The following is a 26,832-nucleotide window of genomic DNA, read 5'->3' on the forward strand; positions in this document are numbered from 1 at the left end:
CCTTACCAGCTCGATTTCACCATGCCGGGGATCTGACCGGCAGAGCCGAGATCCCGCAGCGCGATCCGCGAAATTTTCAGTTTGCGATAATACGCGTGCGGACGACCGGTCAGTTGGCACCGGTTGTGCAGGCGTGTCGCCGAACTGTTGCGCGGCAGTTTGGCAAGCTTGAGGCGCGCCTTGAAGCGCTCTTCCATCGGCTTGCTTTCGTCATTCGCGATCTCTTTCAGCGCGGCACGCTTGGCGGCGTATTTCTTCACCAGCGCTTCCCGCTTCTTTTCGCGTTCGATCATTGCTTTCTTAGCCATGTCTAATCCTTCCCGCGCTTATGAATTGAAAGGCATGTTGAAAAGCTTCAACAGCGCTTTGCCTTCAGCGTCGGTGTTCGCTGTGGTGGCGATGATGATGTCCATCCCCCAGGTTTCGTCGACCTTGTCGAAATCGATCTCGGGGAACACGATGTGTTCCTTCAGACCCATGGCATAGTTGCCACGGCCATCGAACGATTTGCCCGACACACCGCGAAAGTCGCGCACGCGCGGCATTGCGATGGTGATCAGACGATCCAGGAATTCGTACATCCGGTCGCCGCGCAGGGTCACCTTGGCACCGAGCGGCATGTCTTCACGCACCCGGAAACCAGCGATGGATTTCTTCGCGCGGGTCGTCAGGGCCTTCTGGCCTGCGATCGCGGTCAGGTCTTCCTGTGCCGACTTTGCTTTCTTGCTGTCACGAACAGCTTCTGCACCACAGCCGATGTTCAGGACGATCTTGTCCAGGCGCGGGATCTGCATGTCGTTCTTGTAGCCGAATTCTTCTTTCATGGCCGCCTTGATGCGGTCCCGGAAGTCAGACTTCAGACGCGGGGTATAATTAGCTGTATCAAGCATCGATCACGTCCCCCGTGGTTTTGGCAAAGCGCACCTTCTTGTCGCCTTCCACCTTGAAACCCACGCGGGTGGGTTTGCCATTTGCGTCGACCAGAGCCAGGTTGCTCAGCTGGATCGGCATCGCCTTGGGGATGCGACCGCCTTGGCTGGTCTGGCTTTGACGGGTGGCGCGGATGGAGATGTTGACACCTTCCACGACGGCCTTGCCGGCTTTGGGGTCGACGGAAGTGATGGTGCCTTCCTTGCCCTTGTCCTTGCCGGCCAGCACGACGACCTTGTCGCCTTTGCGGAGTTTAGCAGCCATGGTTACAGCACCTCCGGAGCGAGCGAGATGATCTTCATGAAGTTCTTCGCGCGCAATTCGCGCACAACCGGTCCAAAGATCCGGGTGCCGATCGGCTCGTTGTTGTTGTTGAGGATCACAGCGGCGTTCCGGTCGAACCGGATGGCTGTGCCATCGTCACGGCGAACTTCTTTTGCGGTGCGCACGACAACGGCTTTGCGCACGTCGCCTTTCTTTACGCGGCCGCGTGGGATGGCTTCCTTGACCGAGACGACAATGATGTCGCCGACGGATGCGTATTTACGCTTGGAACCACCCAGGACCTTGATGCACTGAACACGGCGGGCGCCGCTGTTGTCAGCAACATCCAGATTGGTCTGCATCTGGATCATGTGGTTTCTCCCGACCTTTGGGGACTGATGGTCTGCCCCAGGGTTTCGTTATGCTGTCAGAACTGTCGGCTTACGCCTCCAGAACCTCCCAGCGTTTCGTCTTCGATTTCGGTGCACATTCGATGATGCGGACACTGTCGCCCACCTTGAACGTGTTCTTCTCATCGTGAGCCCGGTATTTCTTGGACTTACGGATGGTCTTTTTCAGAACCGGGTGTGTGAAACGACGTTCCACGGAAACGGTTACTGTCTGTGCGTTGGCGTCGCTGGTCACGGTGCCTGTGAGAATTCGCTTGGGCATCTGTCAGGCTCCCTTATTCGGCATCTGTGGCCGCAGCAGCGGCCTTCTGGTTCAGCACGGTTTTCACACGTGCAGCATTGCGGCGTGCCGCGCGGATTTTGGCAGCATTTTCCAGCTGACCGGTGGCCTGTTGAAAGCGCAGGTTGAAGCTCTCTTTCTTCAGGCTGGCCAGCTCCTCGCGAAGCTGATCCGGCGTCTTGTCGTGCAGTTCCTTGGCGTTCATCGCCTTCTTCCTTTTCTCAAAACACCAGAAGGCCCCGCGAAGGGTCACCCTTGACCTGGTGGATGAATGACAAAATGCGAATCCCCCGCCAATGGCAGGAGACCGCAAGATGCCGCTCTATAAGGGGTCAGTTGTTAGGGGGCAAGCGAAAGTTATCATTCAAATGCAATCGACCGCGATTCCGCTCGGGGTAGCCACTGAAACGAACCCGTTGACACAGCGTGCCTGGTTACAGCTACTGGTCCCACACTTTTCTTGCAAGGATCACAGCATGGCCAAGACCACCTTACACCTGTTAGCAACAGCATTTCTTTTCCGCCTGTAGTGGAGCAATGAACGGTGTTATCCGCGGAGAGGGCACGCCTGTCGTTTTTGAATATGACCAGGGGATGAGTTCAGACACTTATCGTGCGGTAATAGACGGAGAGAACTTTGCTGGAAAAGCGGTCTTTGCAGATGCTCGATCAAGTACGGCTTTCGGGACCGGCGGAACCGCTAGTGTATACTCCACAAGCGGAAATCTTATTGCTACTCTGTTTGGTGACAAGGGCTCTACACTAAGATGCCAAATGAATTATGCCGACAGTTCTGGTTTCACCACCGCTGGAGGGGTGGGTGTATGTCAGCACAGCGACAATCGCATTATCGATGTAGTTTGGTAAGTCGAGGTTTTCCGAGTTTACCCAAACGCTATTGAAGCCGATCAGTTTCAGCTTTGCGGTACTCGTTGATCGATATTTCTCCTCCCACCGGTGTGAATGTTGTCAAATCAACAGCGAATTACCACTCTGTCGGAAGCTTCGATTTGCCCGATATTTCGTCAATACGAAACATCAACCCCAACCATAGTTGAAACTCACGCTGACCCGCTCGCCGTCGACCATGTTCATCGGCACCTCGTGGCGCAGCCAGCTTTCCCAGAGCAGCACGTCTCCGACTTTCGGGGTGACATAGATGAACCTGCGCATCTCCTGGCGCGCGCCTGTCCTGCGCGTGGGGGCCGCCATCATCCGGGCCGAGCGCGGGTCTTCCAGCTTGAGCGCGCTCGCCCCCTCGGGCATCGCGACATAGGTGGTGCCGCTGACTACCGAATGCGGATGGATGTGGCTGGCGTGCATCCCGCCTTCGGGAAGGATGTTGATCCAGAGGTCCTCCAGCTTCAGCGCCCGGCCATCCAGATCAAACTCCAGGTCCTCGGCAAAGGCTGCGACATGTTTGTCCAGCGCCGCAACCAGATCGGCAAATATTGGAAACCGCCACGGCAAATCGGTCAGCGACGCATAGGAGGTATAGCCCGGGTATCCGTTCTCCTCGCACCAGTCCTGCCCCGCCTCGTCATCTCCGGCAATCGAAAAGCACGAGGTTTCAAGTTCGTCCGGAGAAATCTCACCGAACTCGTTCAACGCAGCACGGTAAAGTCGGGTGACAAAGAGCGATTCAATCTGTGGCATGCGCCCTGTCTAGACGAATGGCCCGGTCATGGCGAGCGGTCCAGGCCGGGCCGGCGAAATAATTTTTTCTCGGGTATTTGAAGCCGCTTGAACCTGGACCGTTCAAGCCATGTGCGACCACAGAGCGACAGCCAGAGACCGGCGCCCGCGCTCAGAGCCGGTCGGTGCCGAACGTGTCACAGGCGGCAACGCGGCGCTTTTCATAGCCGCGCCGGAACCATTTTTCACGTTGCGCCGAGGTGCCGTGGGTGAATGTATGTGGCTGGGGCACACGACCGGCCTGCCGTTGCAGGTGGTCGTCTCCGATCTTGTTGGCGGCGTTCAGCGCCTCCTGCAGATCTCCACGTTCCATCAATTCACCGACTGCGGCGGCCCAGACGCCCGACAAGCAATCCGCCTGAAGTTCAAGCCGCACGGTGAGGGCATTGGCCTCGCTCTGCGACGCCTGCCGCCGCGCCTGGTCGACCTGGCCCAGAATTCCCACCTGGTTCTGCACGTGGTGGGCCACTTCATGCGCGATCACGTAAGCGGCGGCGAAATCACCACTCGCCCCCAGCTGTTGCGACAGCGTGGCGAAGAAGGAAAGGTCAAGATACGCCTTCTGATCCGCCGGGCAGTAGAATGGACCGGTGGCACCTGATGCCCCGCCGCAGGGGCTTTGGGTGACATCAGAGAACAACACCATGACGGGTGGCGTATAGGTCGCGTCGAATTCATCACGGAATACCTGTGTCCAGACTTCTTCGGTGGTCGCGAGGACACGGGCCGCGAATTCGGCTTCCTGTTCTTCCTGCGGGCTAGGTGTGTAGGGCTGGCTGCGGCTTGCAGGTTGCTGTGTCAGGAGCGGCGTGACATCGATACCGGCAAAATAGCCAACCGCCAGCACCAGCAACAGGCCGACGCCACCGATTCCCCCAACCGCCTTGCCACGACTGCGACCGCGCCGGTCCTCGACATTCCGGCTGCTTTTTACACCACGCAAACGCATTGTTGTCCCCCAACTCTACCCGTTATCGGTTTCATCCTAGCATTCGGTCAGGTGCAGCACAAAACCTGTCGTTGCCGACCAACCGCCTCCTGCCAATTGTAAGTCATGTGCAATGCGGACGATCAAGCCGAGAGGCGCGCCAGATACAGCGAAGGCAAGATCGTGCTCGCCAATATTAGCATCCTCGCCAGTTGGATGGAGCGCATCCGGGTGCATTTGGCCCGCAAGTCGTCTCTGGCACGTTTGAACCTGCATGGATCGCGAAAGCCGTTGCCTCGCTGTCGCGGAGGCTCTGGCCTGTCAGCCATGGACGCCACCATCGCCGCCGTCTACCTTTCACCGAAATCCGAATCCGTTAGGACTGCTCATGACCGAGACCGACGCCCCCGCCTATCAGGTTCTGGCCCGCAAGTACCGGCCCGAGACCTTTGCCGATCTGGTCGGGCAGACTGCGATGGTGCGGACGCTGAAAAACGCCTTTGCCACTGACCGGATCGCGCAGGCGTTCATCATGACCGGCATTCGCGGCACCGGCAAAACCACGACGGCCCGGATCATAGCCAAGGGCATGAATTGCATCGGACCCGACGGCACCAGTGGGCCGACGACGGAACCCTGTGGCACGTGCGAGCATTGCGTGGCGATCATGGAAGGCCGCCATGTGGACGTGATGGAAATGGACGCAGCCAGCCGTACCGGCGTCAACGACATTCGCGAAATCATCGACAGCGTGCGCTATCGCGCGGCCTCGGCCCGCTACAAGATCTATATCATCGACGAAGTTCACATGCTGTCGACCAGCGCGTTCAACGCCTTGCTCAAGACGCTCGAGGAACCACCCGCGCATGTAAAGTTCATCTTTGCCACAACCGAGATCCGCAAGGTGCCGGTGACGGTTCTGTCGCGGTGCCAGCGGTTTGACCTGCGCCGGATCGAACCCGAAGACATGATCGCCCTGCTCAAGCGCATTGCCGCAAGCGAAGCCGCAGAGATCAGCGAGGATGCGCTGGCCTTGATCACCCGCGCGGCGGAAGGGTCAGCGCGCGATGCCACCTCGCTGCTGGATCAGGCGATCAGCCACGGGGCCGGCGAAACCACGGCAGAGCAGGTGCGCGCCATGCTGGGGCTGGCGGATCGGGGCCGGGTACTGGACCTTATGGACATGATCCTCAAGGGCGATGCCGCAGGGGCACTGACCGAGTTGGGCACACAGTATGCCGAAGGCGCGGATCCGCTGGCCGTACTGCGCGATTTGGCCGAGATCACCCATTGGGTGTCGGTGGTCAAGATCACGCCCGATGCGGCCGAGGATCCGACCGTATCGCCGGACGAGCGCGCCCGGGGAAGCGCGATGGCTAGCAACCTCTCGCTGAGAGTCTTGTCGCGGATGTGGCAGATGCTGCTGAAAGCGCTGGAGGAGGTCGCCGCCGCGCCCAATGCGATGATGGCGGCGGAAATGGCGATCATCCGGTTGACCCATGTGGCGGATCTGCCCAGCCCCGAGGAATTGATCCGCAAGCTGCAGAACAGCCCGCCACCTGCGCCCGGCGGCAATGGTGGCCTTGCGCAAGGCGCACGTTCGCCTGCGGCGGGCGGGGGGGCCTCGGCTGTCGCCTCGGCCCGCGTTGGTGGCGATGGCAGAGCACAGGTCGCACCGGCGGTGGCTCCGGACAATGCGCTTGCGCGATTTCCGACGTTTGAGCATGTTGTCGAGTTGATCCGCGCGAACCGGGACGTGAAACTGCTGGTCGAACTGGAAACCTGTATCAGACTGATCAGCTATCAACCGGGACGTATCGCGTTTTCACCCACCGAGACCGCACCAACCGATCTGGCGCAAAGACTGGGGGCACGATTGCAGGGCTGGACCGGCAACCGCTGGGCGATCAGTGTAAGCGCCACCGGCGGCGCGCCTACGATCGCCGACGTTCGGGATGCAGCAGACAACGCGTTGCGGGAGGAGGCAGAGGCACATCCGCTGGTGCAGGCGGTGATGAGCCGCTTTCCCAAAGCGCGGATCACAGCGATTCGCACCCCAGAGCAGATGGCCGCCGCCGCCAGCGCCGAGGCATTGCCAGAAGTCGAGGATGAATGGGACCCCTTCGAAGAGCAGTGATCGTCCTGCTGGCGACAGCCACCCCCGCGCTGGCAGAGGTCTGTGACAAGGAACGTCCCGGATGGACACCGGCAGATGGCCCCGCCACCGGCCTCGACGAGGTGGTGTTTCATGCCACTTCGCTACCGGGTCTTGGCATCCTTGGGGCGCTGACCCTGGCACTGCTGGTTGGCGGTCGACTTTACTGGACGTTGAGCGCCCTGTTCTCCGGGGTGATCGCGCTGGCTCTCTGGACAACGCACTCTGCCCCCGATGATATCACCCTCGCCGCGATCGCCGAAGGCTGCGTCGGGCCAAAGAGCCTGTCGATTGGGTTTTTGGCCGCGATTTTCGTTGTCGCGCTACTGGGGCTGACGCGCAACTCTTCACGTCGAACAGACTGAACCTTGCCCCCGGGAGGTCGCGCCCGTATCTAGAGGGCAACACGGACACCCACAGGAGACACCACATGCTCAAAGGACTCGGCGGACTAGGCGATATGGCCAAGATGATGAAAGCCGCACAGGAAATGCAGACCAAGATGACACAGTTGCAGGAAGACATGCACAGTCAGATGGTAACAGGAGTATCCGGCGCCGGTCTGGTCAAGGCGACCTGCTCCTGCAAAGGCGAGCTGAAAACACTGGATATCGATCCGTCGATCTTTAACAGCGACGACAAAGAAGTTGTCGAGGATCTGATCCTGGCCGCGATCAAGGATGCGCAGCAAAAAGCCAGCGACAAGGCTCAGGAAGAGATGGGCAAGCTGACGGAAGGCATGGGTCTGCCCAAGGACATGAAACTGCCGTTCTAGATCGAACCCCTTGCGGGTTCGAGCGGCATGTCAAAGCAGGAAATCCTTGATTTCCTGCTTTGACATGCCTCTGGATCGTCCGCTCCCTGCCCCTGCCCCGGACCCACGCCCCATGTCCAGCACCAAAGACATCGACGACCTGATCGAGCTGATGGCCAAACTGCCCGGCCTGGGGCCTCGGTCGGCGCGGCGGGCAGTTCTGCACCTGATCCGCAAGCGGGCGTTGCTTTTGACGCCATTGGCGGACTGCTTGCAGATCGTTGCCGAGACGGCGCGGGAATGCCTCAACTGTGGCAACGTCGGCACGACCGATATCTGTGATATCTGCACGGCAGAAAAACGCGCGACCGGAGAGTTATGCGTGGTCGAGGATGTCGCCGACCTGTGGGCGATGGAGCGGTCCGGAGTATTCAAGGGGCGGTATCATGTGCTGGGCGGCACTTTGTCTGCGCTGGACGCCATCGGGCCCGAGCAGTTGCGCATTCCGCGTCTGATTGATCGGGTTGCCAGCGAAGGCATCACCGAGGTCATCCTTGCGCTGAATGCCACCATCGACGGGCAGACCACGGCGCATTACATCGCCGACGAGTTGGATGGGCAGGTGCGCCTGACCTCGCTGGCACAGGGCGTTCCGATTGGTGGCGAATTGGACTATCTGGATGACGGCACGATCATGGCCGCGATGACCGCTCGCAAGGACCTTTAGGGTCCAGCCCCTCCGCATTCGTCAGCATGGCAACCAGCCTGCGGCAACATCCGCCACGACCCGCGGTTCCAATGCGGCAATGATACCGCGCAGTTCCGCGAGGCCCTTCAAGCGTCCGATGGAAGGATAACCCGGCTGTGCCCGGCGCCCGAGATCATCCAATATGTCCTGCCCATGATCCGGACGGAACGGGATCGACCAGTCGGCACGACCTGCGGCCTTGCGGCGCGCCTCTTCTTTCAGTGCCGCTTCCACCACCGCGACCATATCGGTATCGCCTCCAAGATGTTCGGCCTCATAGAACGAGCCGCGCAGGTTTGCGGACTCTCGCTTGACGTTTCGCAAATGCAGGAAGTGGACCCGTTCGCCAAGACGCTCCATCATGCCGGGCAGATCATTGTCGGGACGTGCCCCGAGTGAACCCGTGCAAAGGGTGATCCCGCTGGCAGGAACGTCCACCGCATCCATCACCGCCTTATAATGTGCTTCGGTCGACATGACCCGCGGCAGGCCCAAGAGCGGGAATGGCGGATCGTCGGGATGACAGCAGAGGCGCAGGCCCAGGTCCTGCGCAAGCGGCACCACCTCGGACAGGAAGTCGATCAGGTGTTGACGAAGCGTCTCTTCACCCATCTTGGCGTATTCGGAAAGATGCGCGCGCACGTCCTCAAGGCTGAATGTCTCAGCAGCGCCCGGAAGCCCGAATACGATGTTAGCGGTCAGTATCTCGATATCCGCCCCGGACATTTCCGCATGGCGGCGCGCGGCGACGTCCTGCAGCGCGTCGTCATAGTCTGATGCTGCCCCCGAGCGTTTCAGCACATGCAGATCAAAGGCGGCGAAATCGATCAGATCAAACCGCATGCAGGTCGCCCCGTTCGGCAGACGCCAGCCAAGGTCTGTGCGGGTCCAGTCAAGAACCGGCATGAAGTTGTAGCAGATGACTTCGATCCCGGCCTTGGCAAGGTTCCTCATGCTCTGCTTGTAGGTGTCGATATGCGCGCGCCAGTCGCCCTGCTGCTTCTTGATGTCCTCGCTGACCGGCAGGCTCTCGACAACCGACCAGACGAGGCCCGAAGGCCGGCCATCCGGCATGGTCGCGACCTCGGCCTGCCGCCTGGCGATCTCCTCGCTTGACCAAGTATCGCCCGATGGCACGTGGTGCAGCGCGGTGACAATTCCGGTTGCACCGGCTTGCGCGACATCGGCAATGCTCACGCGGTCCTGCGGTCCGAACCATCGCCAGGTTTGCTCCATGTCTTCCTCCGACCTACGATTTGGGGAAAGACTAGCATCAATCGTCATTGCTGACTAGTATGGAAGTATGGTAACTTACTCTAGGGAGAACGTCGAATCGTGAAAACAGAGCAAAATTCGACGTGGACGCTCGACCTCGCGGCGTCGATCACACCACAGATCACCCGCATCCTGCGCGAGCGCATCATTCAGAATGACCTGAAGCCCGGCGATCAGATTTCGGAATCCGAATTGGCGCGCGGCTATGATGTCAGCCGGCAGCCCGTTCGCGAGGCGTTTATCAAGCTCGCCGATCAGGGCCTTGTCGAGATCCGGCCTCAGCGTGGCACCATCGTCACCCGTATCGGATATTTCGCCGTTCTGGACGCGCGGTTCCTGCGCGAAGCCATAGAGGCCGATATCGCCAAGATACTTGCCACTGACCCGAACGCCGCGCCGATCGCAGACCTTCGCCAGCAGCTTACTAGGCAAGTGACCATTGGTCGTGATGACCCGACCGCGTTCATGCAGCTGGACGAGACCTTTCACCGCACACTTGCGCAGGCCGCCGGAAAGGCGGGTGCCTGGAAGCAGATAGAGGGTCTGAAATCGCAGATGGACAGGGTTCGGTATCTGTCTCTCGGCGAAATCCGGGTGGACAAGCTCATTGAACAGCACCGCGCAGTGGTCGACAGGATCGAAGCCGGTGATATCGCCGGTGCCAATTCCGCCATTCGCTTTCACCTGCGCGAAGTGCTGAACGATCTGCCTCAGATCATCCAGGGCAACCAACAGTTTTTCGATCTGCCGGACGGGGACATGCCCCCGCCGGTCAATGCACCGATCCAAGGAGGAAACATCGCATGAATTCCAATTTCAAACTCACCGCGCTCGCCGCAGCCGTCACAGCGCTGGTCGCAGGGCCGCTCTCGGCACAGGACATGACGCTCAAACTGGGCCATCTGGCGAATGAAGATAACTCCTGGCACTTGGCTTCGGTCAAGTTCGGCGAAGAACTTGCGGCGCTGACCGATGGCCGGATCGTCGTAGAAGTCTTTCCCAACGAGTCGCTGGGCAAGGAGATTGACCTGATCAACGGCATGCAGCTGGGTACGGTCGACATGACCATCACTGGCGAAAGCCTGCAGAACTGGGCGCCCAAGGCGGCGTTGCTGGCGGTTCCCTATGCGTTCAAGACCATTGACGACATGGACGCCTTTGCCTCCGGCCCGATCGGCGATGAGATCAGCCAGCAGATCATCGAAAACGTGCAAATCCGCCCCATCGCCTATTTCGCACGGGGCGCGCGCGACCTGACCAGCAACCGCCCGATCACCAGCCCGGCGGATCTGGATGGGCTGAAAATGCGCGTTCCGAACGTGCCGCTGTTTGTGGATGTCTGGAAGGCGCTTGGCGCGAACCCCGGTCCGATGGCGTTCTCGGAGGTCTTTACCTCGTTGCAGAACGGCACGATCGAGGCACAGGAGAATCCGCTGGCGCTGATCCGTTCGGCGAGCTTCTATGAAGTTCAGAGCCATGTGAACCTGACCGACCACGTGCGGTCGTGGATCTATCTGACCATTGCCGAATCCACCTGGGCCAAGCTTTCGGATGATGACAAGGCCGCCGTGCTGGAAGCTGCGGCACGTGCGCAGGCCTATGAACGCGAAGTGTTCGAAAAGAGCCTCGCAGATGATCGCGCCTTTCTCGAGGAAAAGGGCATGACGTTTGTAGACGTTGACGCCGCCGCCTTTCAGAGCGCAGCCAAGGAAGCTGTTCTGGCCAACGTCAATGACGAGATCAAGCCGGTCGTCGAAGACCTGTTCTCGCAGTAGCCAGGCCAAAAAAGACCAGGCCGGCATCGTGAATTCCCGGTGCCGGCAAACCAAGAGGGAACGCAGTTGGGATATTCTGAAAGACTGATCCACGCCGTGGTCTTGCTGGCGCGCGTCGGCGCCGGATTGGCCTTTGCGGTATTGATGGGGGCGGTTTTGATCCAGGTCGCCGGACGGTTGACAGGGTACTCTCCCGTCTGGACCGAGGAACTGACCCGCTATGCGTTGCTCTACATGATCGCCTTGGGCGCGGGGCTCGCCTTCCGCACCGGCGATCTGGTCAATGTCGACGTGATCAGCGAATCCCTGCCGGGTCAACTTCCCCGCCTTCTTCGTCTTTTCGCGGCGCTCTGCACCGCAGGTCTCGCCGCGTACCTGCTGCCCCACGCCTGGAAATACGTGGCTATCGGCAAAATGCAGACAGCCCCTGCCCTCGGGATCCGGATGGATTTCGTGCACTTTACCGTTTGGTTGATGCTGGCCGGGTTGGCGTTGTTCGGTACGGTGCGGGTCGTCGGGATGCTCTTTGGCATCGAAAACGGAAAACCCGGAACCTCCGAAGAGGACTAGGCCGATGGATATGGCAATTCTGTTCTCGGTTTTTGTCGCCGGCCTTGTGCTGGGCATACCGGTTGCGATCACTCTCGGGCTGTCATCGCTTGGCTACATTTTGGTCGCGGGCCTGCCGCCGGTCGTAATGCCCCAGAAAATGTATGCCGGAATGGACGTCTTTGTCCTGCTGTCGATTCCGGGCTTCATTCTGGCCGGAAACCTGATGAACCAGGGCGGGATCACCAACCGAATCATCCGGTTCGCAAATGCCATCGTCGGCTGGATCCGGGGTGGTTTGGGGCTGACCAACATCGCCGCGTCGATGCTGTTCGGTGGTATCACCGGCACCGCGGTCGCAGACGCCGCATCGCTGGGCGGCGTCCTGATTCCCGGCATGAAAAAGGCAGGCTACCCGGCCGACTTCTCCGCTGCAGTCACGGCGGCATCCTCAACGGTCGGCCCGATCATCCCGCCATCGGTACCGATGATCATCGTGGGTGCGCTGTCCGGTATTTCCGTCGGCAAAATGTTTCTGGCCGGCGCTATCCCGGGCATCTTGATGGGGGTCGCGATGATGGTGACCGCTTATGTCATCTCGGTGCGCAAGGGCTATCCGCATCAGCCATGGCAGGGGCTTGGCGAGGTCGCACGGTCGTTTGGTGGCGCGATCTGGGCCATTGCGATGACGTTCCTGATCATCTACGGGCTGTTGTCCGGCCTTGCCACGCCGACGGAAACGGCGGTCGTTGCCTCGGTCTATGCCTTTCTCGTCGGGGCCTTCATCTATCGCGAACTGCCGTTGCGTGCGGTTCCCGGCATCGTGATCGACAGCGCCGTATCCGCTGCCGGTATTCTCGCGCTGGTCGGCTTCGCCAACGTCTTTGGCTGGATCCTGGTGTCCGAGAGAATTCCGCAGGCAATTGCCAGCGGCGTCCTCACGATAACCGACAACAAGTTCTTCGTGATCCTCCTGATCAACCTGCTCTTGCTGTTCGTCGGCATGTTCATGGAAACGATTGCGGCGCTTATCATCCTTTTCGTTCCGCTCCTGTCCTTGGCCGAGGCTGTCGGAATCGATCCACTCCACTTTGCGACCTTTGCGGTGCTGAACCTGATGATCGGGCTGACCACGCCTCCGGTTGGCGTCTGCCTGTTTGTCTGCGCCAATATCGCGCGACTGCCGCTGGCGCCGGTGGTCAGAGCGATCCTGCCATTCCTCTTGACCAACATCATTGTGCTGCTCGCGGTTTCATATTTTCCGCCGCTCGCCACGTGGTTGCCCTCTGTCCTGATCCCCTGAGAGAAGCCCCATGAAAACCCGAGTTTGCCGTCTGTATGGCCAGAATGATCTGCGCATAGAAACCGAGGACATCGCCGCACCCGGTGCGGACGAAGTTCTGATCGGCATTGCTGCCGGAGGCATCTGTGGCTCTGACATGCATTACCTGTCTGACGGCGGCATCGGAACGATCCGCGTGCGCGAACCGATCATCCTTGGCCACGAGGCCTCGGGCCGTGTGCTTGCCACGGGCGACGACGTTGCAGGATTGTCCGCCGACGATGCGGTTGCGATCAATCCCAGCCGGCCTTGCGGGCACTGCACCTATTGCGCCAAGGGTTTGCGGATGCACTGCCTGAACATGCGCTTTAGCGGGTCCGCCATGCTGATGCCGCACCAGCAGGGCCTATTCCGCGACCGCGTCATCGTTGATGCGAAACAGTGCAGCAAGCTGCCTCAATCCGCCGATCTGGGTGCTGTCGCCTGTGCCGAACCCCTGGCGGTCTGCCTGCATGCTGGAAAGATGGCTGGCGACATGGCGGGCAAACGGGTGCTTGTCACCGGCGCCGGTCCCATTGGACTCCTCTGCCTGGCAGTCGCCTTGCGGACCGGCGCTTCGGACGTCGTCGTCACAGACCTTCATGACGCAACGCTTTCGGTTGCAACCGAAATGGGCGCGACAGGGGTGATCAATGTTGCCAAGGCGCCGACCGAGATGGAGCGCTATTTCGAAGAAAAAGGCCACTTCGACATCGCGTTCGAGTGTTCGGCCGCCGCGCCCGCGATCAAGACGGCCATTGCTGCCCTTCGTCCGCGTGGCATTTTGGTTCAGGTCGGCGTCGCCGGCGACACGCCAATGCCGGTCAATGCGATGGTCGCCAAGGAAATTCGCGTTCAGGGAACGCATCGGTTTGACGAAGAGTTCGCCCAGGCGGTCGATGCAATCGTCACCGGGCGCATCAACGTCACGCCGATCATCACCAAGCGCTATCCGTTGGAACAGGCCCAAGAAGCCTTTCGCATGGCATCCGACCGCAGCCGCGCCGTCAAGGTTCATCTTACCTTTGACGACAGCCACGCCGCATCACGCGGATAACGCCGTCGGCGCGATCACCCGTCAACTTAGCCCGAAAAACTTACGCGCATTGGTCCCGATTGCGCCGCGCAATCGGGCCTCTGGCAGATCCAGTGCCAGCGCCTCGGCGACGATGTCATCGCCGTGGTCCAGATGTGGAAAATCGCTGCCAAACACCAGATGCTCTTCGCCGAGATAGGCGATCGTCTCGTTCAGGAACGGCTCGTCCGGCTCAAACCCGATGATACATTGTGCCTTGAAATACTCCGACGGCTTTTTTCTGATGGTCTGCGCGACCTCGCCTGCGAGATGGGCATATTCAAGCTCGTCCAGACGCCACAGCCAATGCACCATCCATCCGGCGCCCGCCTCGAGAAACGCGACCTTCAGATCCGGGTTGCGCTCAAACGTTCCGCTTTCCAGCAACGACAGGAACGCCATCATCTGCTCCATCGGGTGCGAACAGGCATGTTGCGAAAAGCGCGAGGAAAACCTGTCGGCGCCCGCCGTTTCGGTACGCGCATGCGCGGCTTCGTGCACCGCGACACGCAACCCGTTTTCAGCGCAGAACGTCCAGAACGGCGCATCGGCCTCGTCGCCCAGCAGGCGACCGGCAATCGGATTGGGGCGCACGACGACGGACGTCCAACCCTGATCGAGCGCGAACTTCGCCTGATCGATCATCGCCTCCGGGTCATAGCGCGCAATCAGCGCTGCCCCTCGCAGGCGTTGCGGATCCGCTGCACACAGATCGGCCAACCACCTGTTATAGGCCTCGGCAAAGGCGGCCGCGACATGAGGTTCGCGGTGCGGCATCGCGACGAGATAGCCAGCGTAGGACGGCAACAGCAATGCCGCATCGATCCCGTCCTTATCCATCGCCCCCAGATGCCCGGCGGCGGTCGCGCCGAGCGCGAGATCCTCGGGGCGATCGACGGCGGCGGCGGCAATCTCGATCTTGGCGCTCTTGGAAATGTCCATGACCGGCTCGCCACTCACCATAAGATCCGGCGGAAGGTGCAGCGGGCCAGATGGGCCCTCCACGGTCATCCGTTCCGACAGTGGTTCGCCGCGATCCAGATAGGCCAGCATCGGGATATAGTCGGACATATGCGACGGCAGGTATTCCTGCCACAGATCCAGCGGTTCGTGCACGTGACGATCCGCGTCGAATATCCAGAACCCATTGCGCACGATGCCTGCCCCTCATTGCTTTCAACGTCATGGCAAGGAAACAGCAAAACGCACTCGCTGCAATCCAATAGAGCGTTTCGCGTTTAACTTGGATCATCTGGTGTCACCTAACGCGTTGAAATCTATGATTTCAGGAAGCGTTAGGTGATTCAGGTTTAACGCGGAACGCTTTAGGCACCATATCCTTACAAAAACAGGTGGGTGGGGTTGAGGTCTGCCTCGGTCAGCGGTGTGTCTCGCCATCCCATTTGAACCGGCACGTCATAGAGACGCCCCGGCCCGAAACGCGGCCAGAAATGGCGCAGACCCGGTGCAAAGACCTTAACCACCGGCAGCATGGTGTCTGGCCGGGTCTGGTTCAGGATCAGCATTTCAATGCCTCGTTCCCGTAGTCGGTCCGTGGTCCAGTCGATCAACCCCCCCAATGTTGCGACACTGCGTGTCGGAGCATCCTCGAGAACGGCCTCGCCTTGTGGAAACAGGAAAGTCTCATCCGCATCTGCCATGCACGCCCACGGAGGCGGCCCGTCCCGGCCATTCGCACGAAACAGTTGCACGAGCTCCGTCATCGCCCGTTCGATGGCAATCGCGCTTTCAAAATGGCACCCGAACCCGATACACCAGCGTCCGTCGCTCTTGGCCCGCGCGACCGCCGCCAGACAGGGTATCGTAAGATCACCGGTCAGATCGAGCAGCCAGCAATCCCAACCCTGATCGACGAACCCCTGTGCCAGTTCCCGCACCCGTGGGTCCGCAACCCTGCGCGGATCAAGAGCCGGACGAGGAATGCGGTTGTACCACCAGATCGCGGTGCTGTCGCGCTCCACCAATTCCAGAAAGGCCTGAACCGCAGCCTCGGCAAGGGTCGATCCGGCAGCGCACCCATTCGGATCAAACCGACCGAAACGCGGCTCTGGCGCGTTGGCAAAGCACAATTCGCGCAGCATCCATTTTGGGCGCTCCTGAGAAACCGACCAGACCGGAACCCAGTCCAACGCGCGATCCTCTGCGAACACCTCTGGAACATGGCGCCGGTCATCCCGGCTCAGCGCGTTCCATTTTGCGCGGTCCCGGTATTGCGCCGCGCTGAACTGCCAAACCGCGTTGGGGTGTACGGCGGCGTCCCCCAAGGCCTCGAACGAAGCGCGGCGGGTTTCGAACCCTTCCGGGAACTGTGCCGACATCCGTTCGACGGCCTCACACAATGCGCTCGCCTGCGCCTGCGCATCGGTCAGCCCCTTGCCAAGCGCCACACCGTGGAACGCATCGGGATCGGGTGCCTTGGCACGCGGGATGATCGGATAGGACACGGCCCAGACATGCCGCGCCTGCGATCCCGCGCTCGTCGGGTCGCTTGTGTCCAGCGAACCGGCGCTGCTGATGAGGCCGGTCAAATCGCTCACGAGCGGATGGAGGGACGCCACGACATCACCAACGTCGCGGCTCCTGTATCCGCCGAGGCGACGACTGACCGGTGTCTCGTCACGCAGATCGAGTTCTGGTCGAGGCGCGTGGTTGCAGGTGCAGGAAAATTCATGCACCCGCCGCCCCTCTGGTCCAATCTCGAGGAGTCCCGACAGGCTGGCGCGCCCGTCCCGCAGGACATCAATCGCCGCAACGGCGGTCGCAGCGGCGCACTCTGCCAGTTCCATACGTTCGGGATACGGATGACCCGTCTTGGTGCCACCCTGCTGTGCAAGATAGGTCTCGACCGGCCTGTTCAACCGCAGGCGCCGCAGCAGACACACTGGGCAGGCATCGTGACCGGACCCAAAGAGAGGCCCGAAATAGCTGCGCTGCCCGACCAGTTTGACCGGCAGCCATGGCACCTGCTGCACCGCGAACTCGGCTGACAGCGGTCCCAGGTAGTCGGAACACAGGATCAGGGTCACCGGAGCCAATTCCGGGCCTTCGGCGGCATCCAATGCCGCGCGCATCACCGACAAGGCAGCCGCGTTGTCTGATCGCACACGCAGTGATCCGACGGCTTCGCAAAGGCCCCCTTCGCCCTGCGCTGGCGGCCAAACCTCTGGCCGGCTCTCGAGGACGCCCTGCGCCTGCAGCCTGCTCAACGCATAGAGCACCTGTGCCGGGGGGAAATCCGACAAATCAGCCACGATCTCCTGTGCCTCACGCGCCCCATTCGCCTTGGACAGAACCGCCGAGACAAGCGGTGACGCCGTATGCTGGCTCCCGCGTTCTGTCACCAGAAACACCCCGCCACCCGGCGCATCCATCACCCGGACGCCCGTGGGCACCGCAAAAAACTCGGAGGGAGTGATCATATTTCGAACAACCCTAAATGGAACTGTATGTATACACGCAAATGTTAATCCGCTAACAACTTACGTAAACTACAGATCTGCGCTCGGAAAGGCCGAGACGCAGGCGCCACGACTAGGGATGCAATGTCTACGGAACTAAAGGAATTTCTGGCCGCGGTCGGGCTGAACCATCGGTTTGACGATTTCGTCGCCAATGGGATCGACATGGATGTCATCGCCGAATTGACGGCCGAAGATCTCAGCGAACTCAACCTGAACATTGGTGAACGCAAACGGTTGCTCAAGGCCGTTCGCACCGCCACCCCGTCAGAACCAGAAACAGCGCCGGTTTCGGGGCCCGAACGCCGCCAGCTTACGGTCATGTTCGTCGACCTTGTCGGGTCCACCGCGCTGTCAACCTCCCATGATGTCGAAGACCTGCGCAGTGTCGTCGGCGACTATCAGACCTGCTGCGCCGCCATCATCGAAAAGCACAGCGGCACCATCGCCAAATACATGGGCGACGGCATACTCGCCTATTTCGGCTATCCGAGCGCCGCCGAACATTCGGCAGAGCACGCCGCGCGGTGCGGGCTGGAACTGATCCGCGAGGTCAACCGGCTGACGCCGTTACCGAATGTGCAGCTCTCCTGCCGGGTCGCTGCGGCAACCGGCATGGTCATCGTTGGCGACCTGATTGGCAGCGGCGACTCGCAGGAACGACAGGTCCTGGGTGAAACCCCCAATCTTGCAGGGCGGTTGCAATCGCTCGCCAATCCCGACCAGATGGTGATTTCCAACAGCACACATCAATTGCTCAAGGGGCTGTTTGAATGCAGTTCTCTTGGCAAACACGACCTCAAAGGGTTTGGTGAGCCGCTCGAGTGTTTCACCGTTGATGCTGAACACGAGATTGAAAGTCGGTTCCGTGCCACGCGGGAAGGGCGCAGCCTGTCTCCGCTGCGCGGTCGCGAAAAGGAATTGGAAGCGCTGGTTGAGCAATGGGAGGCCTGTCGCGACGGCCACCTGGAATCCGGACTTCTGGTTGCCGAGGCCGGTATCGGAAAATCCCGGCTGATTGCAGAGCTCGTCGAACGTATCTCCCCGAGCCCGCACGAAGTGATCGAACTGGCCTGCCATCCGCAGTTCAAGAACTCAGCCCTGCACCCTCTGAAGAGCTTTGCCGAACGCCTGTTCGATTGGAAGCGCGCCGATGATGCCAAGGCCCGGTTTACCAAACTTCAGGACTATCTGGACCGTCATAACATGGCCAAGGACACCGTGACGTTCGCGTCGACGCTGGGCCTTCCCGCAGACGGGCTGTATGAACCGCCGACAGAATCTCCACAGGTCCAGCGAACAGCGCTGGCGCGGGGTCTGGCACGGCTGCTTGCAGGGAGGGCGAAGTCCGCGCCGCTGCTTATCCTGTTCGAAGACCTGCACTGGGCCGACACGACGACACTGGAGGTGCTGGAGCCATTGCTGGCGGGCCTGAAGGACTCGCCGGTGTTCCACGTTGCGACGACACGTACCGCCGACGGGCTGGCCCTTGCGCAGGACCCGACCGTTACGGTCCAGCATCTTGGCGGGATCAGCGGCGATGCCGCCATCAAGCTCACCCACAGCCTGACCGGCGGCAAGGTACTGTCCAAGGAACTGTCGACCCATATTCTGGCGCAGGCCGAAGGGAATCCGCTGTTCCTCGAAGAACTGACCAAGAGCCTCATGGAATCCGACTCCATCAGCGAAACGGATGGTGTTATCCAGATAGATCGCAACTCGGTTCACTCCGAAATCCCCACAACGCTGCAGGATTCGCTCATGGCGCGTCTGGACCGGGTCGCCACGGCCAAGGAACTGGCCCAGATCGGTGCGGTGGTCGGCCGCGAATTCAGCCTTGATCTGCTGTCTCATGTCTGCGGGCAGCCTCCCAACATCGTGGTCGCGGGGGTCTCCGTTCTGGAAGAGGCCGAACTGGTGTTTCCGGTCGAGGACAAATCCGAAAAGACCTGGATCTTCAAACACGCGCTGATCCAGGAAGCGGCTTATGATAGCCTGCTGCGCAGCCGTCGGCGTGAACTGCACGGGTTGATCGCGCAGGCCTATGAAACCACCCGACCGGATGAAGTCACCAGTCAGCCAGAGGTCCTGGCACACCATCTCGGACAGGCCGGCGAACATGATCGCGCAATTGAATTTGGCCTTGCCGCCGGGATGGCCGCGCTTGTCCGCTCGGCAAACGCCGACGCCGTCGCGCATGGCAGAAAGTGCCTGGACTGGGTGGCGCAGCTGCCCGATGATCAGGATCGCGGCCGGCTCGAGCTCAAGATCCAGGCGATACTGACTCCTGCCCTGATGCAATCCCAGGGCTATTCAGCCCCGGATGTAGAGGAGAGCACCAGCCGGGCACTCAAGCTGCTGGAACTGCACGGAGATCTTCCAGAAGCCTTCCCAAATCTCTGGGGGCTGAACATGTATCACCATGTGCGGTCCGAACGGAAACACGCGCGTGACGTCGCCGAACGATTCGTCGGTCTGGCAGAGAGAGTCGGCGATGGCAGCCAGCTGGTTGCCGGCCTCCCATTGCTGGGTCAATGCAGCTGGATCGAAGGCAATCTTGCCGATGCCGAAGCCAAACTTCGCCGTGGCATGGACCTCTATGATGTCGAGGCGCATGGCATGCACGGTGCGATGTATGGTCTGGATTCGCACAGCTACAGTCGCCTGACCCTGTCACAGGTTCTGTGGATGACCGGGCGCAAGACCGAAGCGACGGCCGCCGCCGACGACGCGCTTTCCCATGCGCGGTCGCTGAACCATACCAATACCATCGGGATGTCCCTGCTCTACCGGATCATGCTGAAACAGCAGAACGGGATGCGCGACGAGGTGGCCCAGGATGCCGCGGAGGCGCTCGACTACTGTGCCCGTATGGGGGTCAGCACGCCGACGTCCTACATCGCGATGATTGCCAACTGGGCCCAAGGTGATGTTGCCGCGTCACAGGAGATCTACAAGGTCCACAACATGATCGGCGCACAGCTTGGCATGACTTACTACCGCAGCCTTGGAGCCGAGAACGCGATTGACGCGGGGGACATGGATACCGCCGGCGAGATCCTGAGTGTCGCGCTGGATCAGGCCCGCAATACCGGCGAGGGATACTGGCTGCCGCAACTGCTGCGCCTTCAGGCCCGCATCGACTCCGATGCGACCGTCGCCCGCCTCAGAGAGGCCAGCGAGCTTGCACGTGCATCCGGCGCGTTGATGCTTGACGCCCTGGCGATTGTCGACACCCTTTCACTGGGCGATGCCGAGGACGCTTCTATCCTGCGCGCCCGCTTGCAAGAGTTGATCGAGACACACAAAATCGAACTGCCCACATCTGCCGTGAGGGTCTTGACCAAGCTCAAGACCCTCGCGGCAGACGTGAACTAGACGCGAAGATGCACGCCGGATGATTGGCTGGCATCACGACAGGACCCGTAGGATCAACAACAGGGAAGGTGAATATCAATGACTTGGTTCCTAAAAGACTCGGACAATGCCCTCGGACACGATTCAAAGCCCGGAGCGCTGGAATCAACAATGCACTGGCAGGTCATCTGGCCCCGTGCAATTGCCCTGGCCTGGGAAAACGCCGAATTTCACGCACAACTCAAGGCTGACCCACGCGCAGCCATTCGCGACAAGTTCGGCTATCATCTGATGGATGATCTTGATCTCACGATTGAAGATGCTCCGGCAGACGCCGAGTTTGATCTGTCTCAGGCGACGAATTCACCCGATGCTGACCGCGACCCTTGGGCCAGCCTGCCGCATATGAAACTGACACTGTGCATTCCGCCCGCGCCGCCGGTCGAACTGCAGGGTGTGGCGATCACCTCATATCAGGATACCGGTCGCACCTATCCGTTCAGTTGCTGTTGAACGCTGCGGCCCGGCATCGTGCGTGACCACAATGTAGTGGTTTTCGATTCCGCCTGGGGGTTGCACCTCTCAAAACCCATGGTGGGCCTGACATTATCCTCGGTCGGGCCTGCATCGCCTTCACAAATTGATCGCGGCTCGCCACCGGACCCGGCGTGATCACCGGCAGTCCGCTTGCATGACTTGGGCTTGACGGCATCGAACCTGCAAGCGGGGATTCGCGCCCGGGAAATGGGGACGGACGCCACACGCTACATTTCGACGGCCCTGCAAGGTCCGACATCCAGACGCGAGATGTGCCGTGCCATCGCTTCAGGGAAATAGCTGCACACCAGCGGGTCATGGCCGGGAATGATAAGTTCCGGTGCCGAGGCCAGACGTCGCAACGTGTCAAATCCGTCCAGCATATCCTGCAGGTCGACGACAATCGGAAACGGCTTTCGGGCAAACACGTTCTCATAGAAATGCGACGCATCCGAGGCCAACACCATCCAGCCGACCTGCGTGCGCACCCGAACGCATTGCAGTCCCCGGGTATGCCCACCGACGCAATGCACGGTAACCCCTTCGGCAATCTCGGCATCGCCTTCGTGATACACGACCTTTCCGGCATACAGCCGCTTGATCGCCTCGCAGATATGCGCGGCCGTGTACGGCATGTTCAGCGGTCCATGGCACATGCACGGCCCGGTCGCATAGGCCATTTCTGCCGCCTGAAGGTGCAGCGTCGCATTGGGAAACAGGTGCAGCCCGCCCGCATGGTCATAGTGCAAATGCGTGACAATGATCCGAGTGACATCCTCGGGCGCAATATCGAACGGCTCTAGCGCCGCAACCGGATCAAGCCGGACGGGCCGCCCCCGTGCCTGTGCCTCGGCATCATCATACCCGGTATCGACAAGGATCACCTCGTCGCCACGCCGCAGCAGCCACATGAAATAGTCCATTGCGTGCGGCGCATCGTGATTGTCATCAAAGACAAAGCTGTCGCCACGTATTCGCCCACCGCGGTCTGCGTATTTGATGCAATAGATTTCCCAGTCGGTCATGTTGGCACCTGATCATAGGTCCTCACCTCTTTCGAGGTGACCATCCTCGCCACCTTGGCATCGAATTCTACGAAATGGCTACTGGTCGAATGGGTGTCGAAGGCGCTTCGATCCTCGTAAAGCTCGTACAGAAAAACCTCTTCCGGCCTCGCGGAGTCGGTGCAGACATCAAATCGATGGCAACCGGATTCCATGGCAAGCGATGTCGCCGCATTCTGCAACATCTCGGGCAGGAACGCCCCGTTGTACTCGGGCTTGATCCGAAACGTGACAACAACCGCAAACATCTGGCATTCCTCTCCGGCAGACACGTCATGTTCAATTGGCTTGAGCCGGAGAGATATCCGCCCTGTCGTATTTTGTTATGTATGCATTAGCGCGATGCACGGTCAACGTTTCGATCACCGCAGTGGACAGGTCGGACGATCAGGCCGCGCTATGGGGAAGGACGAAATGAGTTCCGTCTGGCGGAGCGCTGTTGACACGCAGAGCCGGGCCATAGGCCGCCGATAGCGTCGCATCGGTGAATACCCGGGGCACTGCCCCCGCGGCCGCGACACGCCCCCGTCGCATCAGCACGACATGGCTCGCGAACATCGCGGTGAGGTTCAGATCATGCATCACCGCGATCACGCCGCCACCACGTGCGCCGTAATCCTGCGCCAGCCGCATCACCATCAACTGGTGTCCGATATCCAGGCTCGCCACCGGCTCGTCCAGCAACAGCCACCGGGGCGCGCCATCGACCACCGGCTCCCACACCTGCAACAGAACCCGTGCCAATTGTACCCGCTGTTGCTCGCCGCCGGACAAGTCCTGATACATCCGCGCGCCGTAACCAACCAGCCCTACGGCCGCCAGAACCCGCCCGGGCAAATCTGCACGCGGCGTCGCCGCCCGTGCCACCTGGCCAAGTTGCACGATCTCGGACACTGCGAACGGAAAGGCGAGTGTCACAGATTGCGGCAACACCGCCCGAATGGAGGCCAGCTCGGACGCGCTATGCGCCGTGACATCACGGCCATTGATCCGCATCCGCCCACCATGAGGCAACTCTGCACAGAGTGCCCGCAGCAAGGTGGTCTTGCCTGATCCGTTGGGCCCGACAATCGCCGTGATGCCGCCCGCCCGGGCGGTGAAATCGACATCCGACAGGATCGTCCGCCCGCCCAATGTCACCGCTATGCTGCGCCCCTCAAACGTCATAGCGCCAACTCCGCACGCCTCTGCATCAATATCCACAAGAACACGGGCGCGCCGAGAACTGCGGTCACAATCCCGATTGGCAGCTCCGCAGGGGCGATCACGATCCGCCCCAGGATATCGGCGGCCAGGAGCAGGCTCGCGCCCAGCAACGCGGCGTTGGGCAACAGCGTCGCATGATCCGGCCCCGACCAAAGCCGCAACAGATGCGGCACCACGATCCCGACAAAACCGATGCCACCGGATACCGCCACTGCCGCCCCTGTTGCCGCGGCCACCAGCAGCACTGCCAGCGTTTTCAGCCGCTGAACCGGAATGCCCAGATGCGCTGCCGGGGCCTCGCCCAAGGCCAGCGCATTCAGCCCGCGCGCCAGAAACGGTGAGGCCGTCAGCGCGATCAGAATGATCGGCGCAGCCACCCCAACCCGCGCCCAGGTGGATCCGGCGAGTGATCCCAGTTGCCAGAAATTCAGATCGCGCAACTGCTGGTCATCCGCCGCATAGATCAACAGGCCCGATCCGGCCGCCGCCATTGCGCCGATGGCAATGCCCCCGAGAAGCATGGTCGCGACCGATGTTCGACCCGCGCGGGTCGAGATCCGGTAAAGCACCATGATCGTGATACCGCTTCCTGCAAATGCCGCAAGCGGTATCAGATGCGGGCCGATCACTACCGCAATCGAAGGGGGCAACGCCGCCCCAAGTACAATCGCGCTGATGGCCCCCAGTGCCGCGCCGGAACTCACCCCGACCAGCGCCGGATCGGCCAGCGGATTGCGAAACAGGCCTTGCAACACAGCCCCTGAAACAGCCAGCGCCGCCCCCACAAGGATTGCCATGATCGTGCGCGGCAGCCGGATCGTCCAGAGGATCGCGCTGTCCACCGGGGCGAGCGCCCGCCCTTGCACCAGATCGGCCAGCGCCAACCAAAGCGACGTGCCCGCCGCCCCCATCGCGAGGCTTGCCGTGGCCATCACCAGTACCACCAGGACCAGCCAAATTCCCAGACGGCGGGCAACGGCCCGGCGATCAGGAACCATCTCTGCATCCGATGTCTGTACCGTGGCGACCATCATTGGTCCGCAGCACCATAAATACGGTCGGCCAATTCTGTCACCGCTTGCGCCGTGCGCGGCCCAAAGCCCAGCAGGTATTGCCCATCCATTCGGATCAGCGCCATTTCCTGACCGGCCGGTGTCGCGGCAAAGGCCGGCAAAGAAAGCACTGCGGCGTCTTCCGCCATTCCAGTGCCGCGCCGATCCATCATCAGGATGATGTCAGGTGTCGCGGCAATCACCGCCTCTTCGCTCACCGGCTTGTAGCCGCTGAACCCGTCCATCGCGTTGACCGCCCCGGCCAGTTCGATCACGGATGATGCCTCGGTGTCGTGTCCGGCGGCCAGAATGCGCCCGCCTTGCAGGCTCAGCACGAACAACACCCGTTTGCGCGATGCCTCCGGCACTTCAGCGGCGCGTTTGGCAACGGCCTGCATCTGAACGGTGACCTCTTCTGCCAGCGTGCCCGCCGCGTCGCCTGCGCCCAACGCCTCTCCGACGGCGCGGATCTTGGCGGCAATGCCTTCGGACGTCGGCACATCCGGGATCAGAACCAAAGGCACCTCCGCCTCGCGCAACATCTCCAGCGTTTCGGGCGGCCCGGCATCCGCCTCGGCCAGGATCAGCCCCGGATTCATCGCCAGCACGCCCTCGGGAGACAGCGCGCGGACATAGCCAACGTTCGGCAGCGCCTGCGCCGCCTTTGGATAGGTAGAGGTTGTATCCCGCGCCACCAATCGGTGCTGTTCGCCAAGTGCATAGATGATCTCTGTGATCGAGCCGCCTGCGGACACCACATTTGCGATGTCGGCCTGTGCCGTACCGGACGCGACGGCCAATACCGTCGCCGCCCACCGGCATGTCGTCTTGATCCGCCGCATCAGGCGGTCTCTATAGCAAGATCGGGCAGGCCGGCAACGATGTCGCGCCAGGCCGGGCGGTCGTCCTTGCCGTCCTTGCCAACACCAAAGATCTGAAAGATCAGCCTACCTTCTGCATCAAAGGCCTCGACCGACACCGCCGGGCCGCGCTTGGTTGGCTTGTCCACCGCCCAGACTTCGGCCACGTGATCCTGCCGAAGATGCAGGTTGAACCCGGTGTCCAGAACATTCTGCCAAGGCCCTGTCGGTTTGAGTGTCTGGATCGGCCCGGAATGGATTTGGATGCAGCCCCGGTTGCCGACAAACACCATGACCCCGATGCCTGCGACCTGCACCGCCTGAAGCATGTCCTTCACCGCATCGGGTTCGAGTTGGCGCACAAAGGGCACACCTGCAATACGGTAGGCGCCAAGCCGGTTCATCCGCAGGCGCGCGGTCAATGTCAGGAACTGGTGGGTGTCGGTCAGCCGGGCCCATTCCTGGCGCAACACGTCAAGCTTGTCGGGATTGGAGCGCGCCACCTCGACCGGTGCCCGCGCACTTACGGCCAGCGTTTCCGATTGATCCTCGTGCCGCAATTTGTCCACCCAGATGCCCCATTTATCGACATTCGATCCGTCGCGCAGGAAAATCTTGTGGACGGCGTCGCCCGCCGCATCAAACACCTGCAGGCTGCGACTTACGCCGGCCTCTGTAGCCTTTTCCACAGCAAAGGCATGTCGCCAGTGCTTTGGAAAGATCCGCAGATCGATGTCATCGTTCAGTACCATCGCGGCATGCGCCCCCGAATGGTAATTGGCATATGTGCCACTCTTTTCATGCACCACGGACCTGTTGCGGGTCAGCGCCATCACCTCGCCTAATGCGCAGGCGGCGGCCATGAGCCCGTCAGGGTCCGGCACAAGGCGAGTTGCGCTGCGCCCGACCCGCGCGGAAACAAGCTGAGCCTCCGAAATGCCAAGACTCCCGGCGAGATCGCTTTCGCGGGTCCTTGGGTTGTCCATTTCCGCTCTGCGGATTTCCTCGGGAGTCGGGATGCCATCCAGTGCCATTTGAACCTCTGTCATTTTGCTGGTTTGGGAGGACGTCTGGCTTGGGAAGCAACTTTGTGCACCCATGGCTGGATTGCCGACGGG

The 26,832-nt window shown here is 60.9% G+C and carries 28 protein-coding genes; 11 read left to right on the plus strand and 17 right to left on the minus strand.

What is annotated here, in order from left to right:
- Positions 1–2 precede the first annotated feature (2 nt).
- From rpsN to ypfJ, 8 genes are all read right to left on the minus strand, one after another.
- Complete coding sequence (gene rpsN, locus QO231_RS03310; protein WP_199024039.1) at positions 3–308, minus strand: 30S ribosomal protein S14; 306 nt, start codon at positions 306–308, stop codon at positions 3–5.
- A gap of 18 nt (positions 309–326) precedes the next feature.
- Complete coding sequence (rplE, locus tag QO231_RS03315) at positions 327–890, minus strand: 50S ribosomal protein L5 (protein ID WP_316773324.1); 564 nt, start codon at positions 888–890, stop codon at positions 327–329.
- Positions 883–1,194 (minus strand): 50S ribosomal protein L24, encoded by a 312-nt coding sequence (gene rplX, locus QO231_RS03320; protein ID WP_316773326.1) that lies wholly within the window; start codon positions 1,192–1,194, stop codon positions 883–885. The genes rplE and rplX overlap by 8 nt, the downstream gene beginning before the upstream one ends.
- A gap of 2 nt (positions 1,195–1,196) precedes the next feature.
- Positions 1,197–1,565: a 50S ribosomal protein L14 gene (gene rplN / locus QO231_RS03325; protein WP_013963207.1), complete on the minus strand. Its 369-nt coding sequence runs from the start codon at positions 1,563–1,565 to the stop codon at positions 1,197–1,199.
- A gap of 70 nt (positions 1,566–1,635) precedes the next feature.
- Positions 1,636–1,866, minus strand: coding sequence for a 30S ribosomal protein S17 (gene rpsQ / locus QO231_RS03330; RefSeq protein ID WP_249706690.1), 231 nt, complete (start codon positions 1,864–1,866; stop codon positions 1,636–1,638).
- Positions 1,867–1,879: 13 nt separating this feature from the next.
- Entirely contained in the window at positions 1,880–2,089 is a 210-nt protein-coding gene (rpmC, locus tag QO231_RS03335) for a 50S ribosomal protein L29 (RefSeq protein ID WP_316773337.1), read from the minus strand.
- Positions 2,090–2,922: 833 nt separating this feature from the next.
- Positions 2,923–3,540 (minus strand): 2OG-Fe(II) oxygenase family protein, encoded by a 618-nt coding sequence (locus QO231_RS03340; protein ID WP_316773339.1) that lies wholly within the window; start codon positions 3,538–3,540, stop codon positions 2,923–2,925.
- A gap of 151 nt (positions 3,541–3,691) precedes the next feature.
- Positions 3,692–4,528, minus strand: a complete 837-nt coding sequence (ypfJ, locus tag QO231_RS03345; RefSeq protein WP_316773341.1) for a KPN_02809 family neutral zinc metallopeptidase — start codon at positions 4,526–4,528, stop codon at positions 3,692–3,694.
- Between the two features lie 367 nt (positions 4,529–4,895).
- On the opposite strand from ypfJ, the gene QO231_RS03350 reads away from it, so the two are divergent.
- The 4 genes from QO231_RS03350 (at position 4,896) to recR (ending at position 8,143) form a co-directional block, all read left to right on the plus strand.
- Complete coding sequence (locus QO231_RS03350) at positions 4,896–6,644, plus strand: DNA polymerase III subunit gamma/tau (protein ID WP_316773343.1); 1,749 nt, start codon at positions 4,896–4,898, stop codon at positions 6,642–6,644.
- Complete coding sequence (locus tag QO231_RS03355) at positions 6,620–7,027, plus strand: hypothetical protein (protein ID WP_316773345.1); 408 nt, start codon at positions 6,620–6,622, stop codon at positions 7,025–7,027. Before QO231_RS03350 ends, QO231_RS03355 begins: the two co-directional genes overlap by 25 nt.
- A gap of 65 nt (positions 7,028–7,092) precedes the next feature.
- A complete protein-coding gene (locus tag QO231_RS03360) occupies positions 7,093–7,437 on the plus strand; it encodes a YbaB/EbfC family nucleoid-associated protein (RefSeq protein WP_316773347.1) in 345 nt (114 codons plus the stop codon).
- A gap of 112 nt (positions 7,438–7,549) precedes the next feature.
- Complete coding sequence (gene recR, locus QO231_RS03365) at positions 7,550–8,143, plus strand: recombination mediator RecR (RefSeq protein ID WP_316773349.1); 594 nt, start codon at positions 7,550–7,552, stop codon at positions 8,141–8,143.
- Between the two features lie 21 nt (positions 8,144–8,164).
- Here the strand turns inward: recR and uxuA are convergent, their stop codons facing one another.
- Positions 8,165–9,400, minus strand: coding sequence for a mannonate dehydratase (gene uxuA, locus QO231_RS03370; RefSeq protein ID WP_316773351.1), 1,236 nt, complete (start codon positions 9,398–9,400; stop codon positions 8,165–8,167).
- A 99-nt stretch (positions 9,401–9,499) separates the two neighbouring features.
- Between uxuA and QO231_RS03375 the strand changes: the two genes are divergently transcribed.
- The 5 genes from QO231_RS03375 (at position 9,500) to QO231_RS03395 (ending at position 14,141) form a co-directional block, all read left to right on the plus strand.
- Positions 9,500–10,246, plus strand: coding sequence for a GntR family transcriptional regulator (locus QO231_RS03375; protein WP_316773353.1), 747 nt, complete (start codon positions 9,500–9,502; stop codon positions 10,244–10,246).
- Positions 10,243–11,214, plus strand: a complete 972-nt coding sequence (locus QO231_RS03380; RefSeq protein ID WP_316773355.1) for a TRAP transporter substrate-binding protein — start codon at positions 10,243–10,245, stop codon at positions 11,212–11,214. The genes QO231_RS03375 and QO231_RS03380 overlap by 4 nt, the downstream gene beginning before the upstream one ends.
- Before the next feature lie 66 nt (positions 11,215–11,280).
- Entirely contained in the window at positions 11,281–11,784 is a 504-nt protein-coding gene (locus tag QO231_RS03385; RefSeq protein ID WP_316773357.1) for a TRAP transporter small permease, read from the plus strand.
- Between the two features lie 4 nt (positions 11,785–11,788).
- Positions 11,789–13,066 carry a TRAP transporter large permease gene (locus QO231_RS03390; protein ID WP_316773359.1) on the plus strand — a complete coding sequence of 426 codons (1,278 nt, stop codon included), beginning with the start codon at positions 11,789–11,791 and terminating at the stop codon, positions 13,064–13,066.
- A 10-nt stretch (positions 13,067–13,076) separates the two neighbouring features.
- Positions 13,077–14,141 carry an L-idonate 5-dehydrogenase gene (locus QO231_RS03395; protein ID WP_316773361.1) on the plus strand — a complete coding sequence of 355 codons (1,065 nt, stop codon included), beginning with the start codon at positions 13,077–13,079 and terminating at the stop codon, positions 14,139–14,141.
- A gap of 21 nt (positions 14,142–14,162) precedes the next feature.
- Here QO231_RS03395 and QO231_RS03400 read toward each other — a convergent pair whose 3' ends face one another.
- Both QO231_RS03400 and QO231_RS03405 read right to left on the minus strand, forming a co-directional pair.
- Positions 14,163–15,314, minus strand: a complete 1,152-nt coding sequence (locus QO231_RS03400) for an amidohydrolase family protein (protein WP_316773363.1) — start codon at positions 15,312–15,314, stop codon at positions 14,163–14,165.
- Positions 15,315–15,499: 185 nt separating this feature from the next.
- Positions 15,500–17,599 carry a TOMM precursor leader peptide-binding protein gene (locus QO231_RS03405; RefSeq protein WP_316773364.1) on the minus strand — a complete coding sequence of 700 codons (2,100 nt, stop codon included), beginning with the start codon at positions 17,597–17,599 and terminating at the stop codon, positions 15,500–15,502.
- A 123-nt stretch (positions 17,600–17,722) separates the two neighbouring features.
- On the opposite strand from QO231_RS03405, the gene QO231_RS03410 reads away from it, so the two are divergent.
- Together QO231_RS03410 and QO231_RS03415 are read left to right on the plus strand one after the other, a co-directional pair.
- On the plus strand, positions 17,723–21,016 hold the full coding sequence (locus tag QO231_RS03410) for an AAA family ATPase (RefSeq protein ID WP_316773365.1): 3,294 nt from the start codon (positions 17,723–17,725) through the stop codon (positions 21,014–21,016).
- A gap of 150 nt (positions 21,017–21,166) precedes the next feature.
- Positions 21,167–21,508 carry a BMA_0021/BMA_0022 family TOMM bacteriocin gene (locus QO231_RS03415; protein WP_316773367.1) on the plus strand — a complete coding sequence of 114 codons (342 nt, stop codon included), beginning with the start codon at positions 21,167–21,169 and terminating at the stop codon, positions 21,506–21,508.
- Between the two features lie 251 nt (positions 21,509–21,759).
- Here the strand turns inward: QO231_RS03415 and QO231_RS03420 are convergent, their stop codons facing one another.
- The 6 genes from QO231_RS03420 to QO231_RS03445 all read right to left on the minus strand — a co-directional run bounded on the left by QO231_RS03420 (position 21,760) and on the right by QO231_RS03445 (position 26,748).
- Positions 21,760–22,557, minus strand: coding sequence for an N-acyl homoserine lactonase family protein (locus QO231_RS03420; protein WP_316773369.1), 798 nt, complete (start codon positions 22,555–22,557; stop codon positions 21,760–21,762).
- Complete coding sequence (locus QO231_RS03425; RefSeq protein ID WP_316773371.1) at positions 22,554–22,844, minus strand: putative quinol monooxygenase; 291 nt, start codon at positions 22,842–22,844, stop codon at positions 22,554–22,556. The genes QO231_RS03420 and QO231_RS03425 overlap by 4 nt, the downstream gene beginning before the upstream one ends.
- Positions 22,845–22,983: 139 nt before the next feature.
- The gene (locus QO231_RS03430) at positions 22,984–23,763 is read right to left on the minus strand and encodes a heme ABC transporter ATP-binding protein (protein WP_316773373.1); all 780 of its coding nucleotides are present in this window, start codon (positions 23,761–23,763) and stop codon (positions 22,984–22,986) included.
- A complete protein-coding gene (locus QO231_RS03435; RefSeq protein ID WP_394356561.1) occupies positions 23,760–24,836 on the minus strand; it encodes a FecCD family ABC transporter permease in 1,077 nt (358 codons plus the stop codon). The genes QO231_RS03430 and QO231_RS03435 overlap by 4 nt, the downstream gene beginning before the upstream one ends.
- Positions 24,833–25,696 carry a heme/hemin ABC transporter substrate-binding protein gene (locus tag QO231_RS03440; protein ID WP_316773374.1) on the minus strand — a complete coding sequence of 288 codons (864 nt, stop codon included), beginning with the start codon at positions 25,694–25,696 and terminating at the stop codon, positions 24,833–24,835. The genes QO231_RS03435 and QO231_RS03440 overlap by 4 nt, the downstream gene beginning before the upstream one ends.
- Positions 25,696–26,748, minus strand: a complete 1,053-nt coding sequence (locus QO231_RS03445) for a hemin-degrading factor (protein ID WP_316773375.1) — start codon at positions 26,746–26,748, stop codon at positions 25,696–25,698. Before QO231_RS03445 ends, QO231_RS03440 begins: the two co-directional genes overlap by 1 nt.
- Between the last annotated feature and the right edge of the window lie 84 nt (positions 26,749–26,832).

The sequence above is a fragment of the Sedimentitalea todarodis genome (assembly GCF_032595355.1).
GTDB classification, from domain to species: domain Bacteria; phylum Pseudomonadota; class Alphaproteobacteria; order Rhodobacterales; family Rhodobacteraceae; genus Sedimentitalea; species Sedimentitalea todarodis.

Bases quoted from the DNA above. Each gene is read 5' to 3' on its own strand.
- rpsN (WP_199024039.1), bottom strand. From the start codon at position 308: ATGGCTAAGAAAGCAATGATCGAACGCGAAAAGAAGCGGGAAGCGCTG.
- rplE (WP_316773324.1), bottom strand. From the start codon at position 890: ATGCTTGATACAGCTAATTATACCCCGCGTCTGAAGTCTGACTTCCGG.
- rplX (WP_316773326.1), bottom strand. From the start codon at position 1,194: ATGGCTGCTAAACTCCGCAAAGGCGACAAGGTCGTCGTGCTGGCCGGC.
- rplN (WP_013963207.1), bottom strand. From the start codon at position 1,565: ATGATCCAGATGCAGACCAATCTGGATGTTGCTGACAACAGCGGCGCC.
- rpsQ (WP_249706690.1), bottom strand. From the start codon at position 1,866: ATGCCCAAGCGAATTCTCACAGGCACCGTGACCAGCGACGCCAACGCA.
- rpmC (WP_316773337.1), bottom strand. From the start codon at position 2,089: ATGAACGCCAAGGAACTGCACGACAAGACGCCGGATCAGCTTCGCGAG.
- QO231_RS03340 (WP_316773339.1), bottom strand. From the start codon at position 3,540: ATGCCACAGATTGAATCGCTCTTTGTCACCCGACTTTACCGTGCTGCG.
- ypfJ (WP_316773341.1), bottom strand. From the start codon at position 4,528: ATGCGTTTGCGTGGTGTAAAAAGCAGCCGGAATGTCGAGGACCGGCGC.
- QO231_RS03350 (WP_316773343.1), top strand. From the start codon at position 4,896: ATGACCGAGACCGACGCCCCCGCCTATCAGGTTCTGGCCCGCAAGTAC.
- QO231_RS03355 (WP_316773345.1), top strand. From the start codon at position 6,620: ATGGGACCCCTTCGAAGAGCAGTGATCGTCCTGCTGGCGACAGCCACC.
- QO231_RS03360 (WP_316773347.1), top strand. From the start codon at position 7,093: ATGCTCAAAGGACTCGGCGGACTAGGCGATATGGCCAAGATGATGAAA.
- recR (WP_316773349.1), top strand. From the start codon at position 7,550: ATGTCCAGCACCAAAGACATCGACGACCTGATCGAGCTGATGGCCAAA.
- uxuA (WP_316773351.1), bottom strand. From the start codon at position 9,400: ATGGAGCAAACCTGGCGATGGTTCGGACCGCAGGACCGCGTGAGCATT.
- QO231_RS03380 (WP_316773355.1), top strand. From the start codon at position 10,243: ATGAATTCCAATTTCAAACTCACCGCGCTCGCCGCAGCCGTCACAGCG.
- QO231_RS03390 (WP_316773359.1), top strand. From the start codon at position 11,789: ATGGATATGGCAATTCTGTTCTCGGTTTTTGTCGCCGGCCTTGTGCTG.
- QO231_RS03395 (WP_316773361.1), top strand. From the start codon at position 13,077: ATGAAAACCCGAGTTTGCCGTCTGTATGGCCAGAATGATCTGCGCATA.
- QO231_RS03405 (WP_316773364.1), bottom strand. From the start codon at position 17,599: ATGATCACTCCCTCCGAGTTTTTTGCGGTGCCCACGGGCGTCCGGGTG.
- QO231_RS03410 (WP_316773365.1), top strand. From the start codon at position 17,723: ATGTCTACGGAACTAAAGGAATTTCTGGCCGCGGTCGGGCTGAACCAT.
- QO231_RS03415 (WP_316773367.1), top strand. From the start codon at position 21,167: ATGCACTGGCAGGTCATCTGGCCCCGTGCAATTGCCCTGGCCTGGGAA.
- QO231_RS03420 (WP_316773369.1), bottom strand. From the start codon at position 22,557: ATGACCGACTGGGAAATCTATTGCATCAAATACGCAGACCGCGGTGGG.
- QO231_RS03425 (WP_316773371.1), bottom strand. From the start codon at position 22,844: ATGTTTGCGGTTGTTGTCACGTTTCGGATCAAGCCCGAGTACAACGGG.
- QO231_RS03430 (WP_316773373.1), bottom strand. From the start codon at position 23,763: ATGACGTTTGAGGGGCGCAGCATAGCGGTGACATTGGGCGGGCGGACG.
- QO231_RS03435 (WP_394356561.1), bottom strand. From the start codon at position 24,836: ATGATGGTCGCCACGGTACAGACATCGGATGCAGAGATGGTTCCTGAT.
- QO231_RS03440 (WP_316773374.1), bottom strand. From the start codon at position 25,696: ATGCGGCGGATCAAGACGACATGCCGGTGGGCGGCGACGGTATTGGCC.
- QO231_RS03445 (WP_316773375.1), bottom strand. From the start codon at position 26,748: ATGGCACTGGATGGCATCCCGACTCCCGAGGAAATCCGCAGAGCGGAA.